We start from the raw sequence: 3,910 nt of genomic DNA on the forward strand, positions 1-3,910 counted from the left end.
CCCGCCAGCATGATGGCATCCTTCAAAACAGGATCTTCCGACGTGTCATTCACCTTGTCCGTGATTTCAATCGGCTTGCCATACTGCTTGAGGGTCGCATTAACGTCCTCATACGCCATTTTCTGCGAAGACGGGGTTACGCCTTCCTGCAGGGGAACGGTTGCGGCCCCGAACGGAATCGGCCGGCGCCACTTGGCCCCATCCGCCGTATTTTTCGGGATAGGTTTGGACTCGCCAAATTTCCCGAGGACAATGACCGGCTCCGCATGTTCAAGCGCAACCTTGGCTGCCCACGCAGCGGTACGCTGGCTGATATCGCCATAATTAGTTATAGCCATTTTACTATCTCACTTACTTCTGCTTGGCGTAGAAATTGAAAGCGGCTTCAAAATCCTCCGGCGGCCCGGATGTGGCACCACGCCCACCCGAAACGGTTGCCGATGAATCCAGTTGTCGCTGTCTTTTTTCTGCCAGTTTTTGGGACTTGTCTTGCTGTCGATCGCTGTCCAGATCGGCGGCGCTCTCTGCCGGATCCTTCTCAACGTCGCTCTCGGAAGACGGTTTTTTTGTAGCTTGGTGTTCTTTGAAAAGAGTAAGAACTGCGGACGCCCGGTTAGCGTCAACGAGCCTTTCGGCATTGCTCATAACGACTTCTTGAATAAAGTCCGGCTGCGCATTAACCCAATTCCGATATTCGGGGGTCTGCACAACGGAACGCCAATCGCTATGATTAGAATCCATCTGGCTGTATCGCTTTTCGGCGGCGGTCTCCTGGGCGTCCTTTTCAAGATTAGTAATCTTGTCCTGAAGGCCCCTTGTCTGTTCTCGGCTCTTTTCCAAAAGCTTTTTGACCGGCTTTGAAATATCGGGAAACTCTTCATCAAACGTGGAAAGCTCCGGATCATTTTCTTCGGCGGCGGTCTTGGCGGCAGCGGCCTGATCGGCGGCGGCCTTTTCCTTCTCTTTGTAGGTATCAAGTTCCTTCTGGAAAGAAGAAATTCTCCCGGAATCGGATCGGGTGCGATGCTGCAATTGATCGTTCTCGGCCCTTAGTTTTTCGGCTTCGGCCTTCCAATCAGTATCCTGCTGAGTGCCAACAGTTTTATCAAGGTCATCTTTAGCAGGAACGGCGGCAACAACAGGCTTATCCTGATCAGCATTGCTATCAGTATTATCTTCTTCGGGGATAGCGTCCTTCTCGGCGGCATTATCTGAACCGCTAAATTCAGCGAATGCGGCCTCAAAATCCTGATCATCCTCAACAGCCTTGTTTTGGTCCGTGTTAACAGCTTCAGCTTTTTCCTTGATATCACTCATCAAAAAACTCCGGGGTATAGCGGCTGACAATCAGCGGCTAGAATTAAATTATGCGTAGGTTTGCGGGGCCGTTTTCTCGGCCGCGTCAGGCGGATTGAGTTCGTCGAGAAGATCGCGGCAAGCCTCTATCCTCCCGCGATTACGTTCGTCATTTTCGGCAGAATCTTCGAGAAGCCCTAACGCATCTAAAATCTGGTCTTCGAGATAAGCCTCGACTGATCTCCGGCTTTGCTCCGGCAATTGGTCCAAAGGGATGTTCATATCCCGCTACCCATTTCTTTCTTCAAGCCCATTTCACCGGCGACCTGACGTTCCTTACTGTCGGTCTGCGTCTTGGCAATCATCAGCTTCCCGCGGATATCTTCGAGGGACATATTTTTCTTTTCGGCGATTTTAATCATTTCGGTATCGCGGTTCATATTCGCGACCTGAATATCTGTATTCGCCTTCAACTGAGCCACCTGCAACTGCATCTTGATTTTCTCCATTTCAGGGTCAGGCGGCGGCGGATTCTGTTGCGCGGCCTTCTCGTCGGCGGCAATCTCGTCATCGCTTTTGACAACATCGTTGGCCGGGATCATGTGGGCCTGGATAAGCTTCCGGTAAAGCGAGACAGTTTTTGTGTATCTCCCGAGAACAGGATGGTTCGAGAACTGCAAGGCGATCTGCATCAAATTCTGCGCTTGCACTTCACGGACAAGAAGGACGCTTGAGCCTCGGGCGTCCACATCATAATCGCCCTTGATTTCTTCCTTTTGGCTGTGCTGCATGTTCCAGTCGTAAATGCGGCGAAGATTCTGCGTCGTGTAATCGTCGTCCCAATTCTTGACCACCCGCCGGAAAACAACGTTGACGCTGTTCATAAGCATCGACATGCCGCCGGAGGTTTGCGTTTGGTGAGATCCGCTTTCCCCTTGAGCCACGGCCGGCAGATTGGTTTCGTCATCCGCGAACTGCTTTGCAAGCTTGATGACGTTGATCATTTCAGTTTGGTTGCCGTCGATACTCGCGGTTTTAAACGCATGGTCCAGACTTTGCCCGGCCCGCAATTTCTCGGCATACCAAATTTTCCGGGGCGTCAACTCCCACCGGCCATCTGCCGGGGAAACAATGCTTTTGTTCACAATAATCTGCGGCCCGGTTGAGAGGGCGCTGTTATCCATGATCATCCGCCACGCGGCATTCAGGGCCCGCTGGCTATCCCGCATCAAGTGAGGAATACCGAAGCCAAAGATGCAGTTGTCGTCCTTTTCAAGATTAAAGACGCTGTAAAGACTTTCGCCGCTATCGAGGGGGTGAGCCCCAAACTTCAGAAGCTTGCCGTTGCCGAACCAGACGACAGCCAGCATTTCCTTCAGAGGGTCTTCCAGGACTTCCTCGAAATCCTGCATAAGCCTGACATCGCCGACACATTCGCAAATCGTCCGGAGATCATCACCGTCGATCGGGCCGTGGTATTCCCATACCTCATACCGTTTTTCAAGTTGGGCGCCATCCTGCACGATACTGCGCATCTGGTTGACGAAATCGGGAACCGTCGATAACTCGCCCTCGCGGATCATCGACCGAACAGCATCCTTGTCGAATCCCGGCAACCGAGCCAGCTCCCTCAAGGATTTTTTTGTAAGCAGGTGACGCTCAAAATCGAACGTCTTTTCCATCGTGTTCCGGGCGTCCATTTCCGGGAAATAGTTCAGCGGGTCCACAACAACGAAATCCGGCCGGACGCTGGATACGTCATCCAAAACATGCATTACCTTGCCGTCTTGACCTGTGTGGGCCTGCCACCGTTTTTTTACCTTGTTGGCGACAACGGGGCCTTTAATAACGCCGGTTCCAAGGACGCAGGCATGATGAATGACCTGGCGGCTTTTAATATTATAATGGCTGGTCGTGAACTGGTCGGATATCTCCAACTCCATGGCCGCGGCTCTTGTGTTGGCTTCCTCAACAACGACAAGCGCCGCGTTGGAAACATTCGGGTCCTTGTTTTTAACCGCCGTCGCAAGTTCGGGAACCGGCGTCGGCTTGATCCCCCAATTCTTTTCGTCCGTTGGGAACAGCATGTCTGACAAACGGGCCTCCCAACCATTAACCTTGTTCTTCGTCAAATTGACAAAAACCTGAGAATTGTTATCCCCGAGGTTTTTCAACGTGTCCTGATCATATTGCCCGTAGAATTGCGTCTGGTCCGATATCCAGCGGTTTTCAACATGCTGCCGTTTTGTCACCTGCTCTTTTGCCAGTTTGTCCAGTCCGCCGATAATGCCCGCCAATTTTTCGACAAGCGCGGCCCGGTTCGCGGCCTCTTCCTCCGGGCTCATAACCATGACCTCGGCAATTTCTTCAGGTTTTTCAGCAAGATTAGATTGCATTAATATCCGGCCTTTCTATCGCCAACAGGGACAGAAACAAGGAAGTCCGATTTTTCAAAAGGCTCAACAATTGCGTACTGCAATCCACTGACAACCAAATACCGGGTTGCATCCATCAAATGATCAAAACTTTTGATCGGTTGCCCCGAAACGCTTCTCCGGTACAGGCGGTACTCTGCAAACCAGCTTTGGCAGGTGCTAAAGACTTTCATCCGCCC

At 51.8% G+C, this 3,910-nt stretch carries 4 protein-coding genes and 1 pseudogene; all 5 read right to left on the reverse strand.

Annotated features, from left to right (window positions below; translation table 11 throughout):
- Positions 1-338, reverse strand: a 338-nt coding sequence (locus ACESNI_RS17700; RefSeq protein ID WP_373089433.1) for a N4-gp56 family major capsid protein, incomplete at its 3' end; no start/stop codon positions are given.
- 13 nt (positions 339-351) lie between these two features.
- Positions 352-1,317 (reverse strand): hypothetical protein, encoded by a 966-nt coding sequence (locus ACESNI_RS17705; RefSeq protein ID WP_373089435.1) that lies wholly within the window; start codon positions 1,315-1,317, stop codon positions 352-354.
- Positions 1,318-1,365: 48 nt separating this feature from the next.
- Positions 1,366-1,578, reverse strand: coding sequence for a hypothetical protein (locus tag ACESNI_RS17710; RefSeq protein ID WP_373089438.1), 213 nt, complete (start codon positions 1,576-1,578; stop codon positions 1,366-1,368).
- The gene (locus ACESNI_RS17715) at positions 1,575-3,692 is read right to left on the reverse strand and encodes a hypothetical protein (RefSeq protein ID WP_373089440.1); all 2,118 of its coding nucleotides are present in this window, start codon (positions 3,690-3,692) and stop codon (positions 1,575-1,577) included. The genes ACESNI_RS17710 and ACESNI_RS17715 overlap by 4 nt, the downstream gene beginning before the upstream one ends.
- Positions 3,692-3,910 (reverse strand): annotated as a pseudogene (locus ACESNI_RS17720) (hypothetical protein); the annotation flags it as partial. The gene ACESNI_RS17715 and the pseudogene ACESNI_RS17720, both read right to left, overlap by 1 nt.

The sequence above is a fragment of the Sneathiella sp. genome, from assembly GCF_041689005.1.
In the GTDB taxonomy this organism is placed as follows: Bacteria; Pseudomonadota; Alphaproteobacteria; order Sneathiellales; family Sneathiellaceae; genus Sneathiella.

What these genes read in the sequence shown, in the direction of transcription:
- ACESNI_RS17705 (WP_373089435.1), bottom strand. Translation starts at nt 1,317, where the DNA reads ATGAGTGATATCAAGGAAAAAGCTGAAGCTGTTAACACGGACCAAAAC.
- ACESNI_RS17710 (WP_373089438.1), bottom strand. Translation starts at nt 1,578, where the DNA reads ATGAACATCCCTTTGGACCAATTGCCGGAGCAAAGCCGGAGATCAGTC.
- ACESNI_RS17715 (WP_373089440.1), bottom strand. Translation starts at nt 3,692, where the DNA reads ATGCAATCTAATCTTGCTGAAAAACCTGAAGAAATTGCCGAGGTCATG.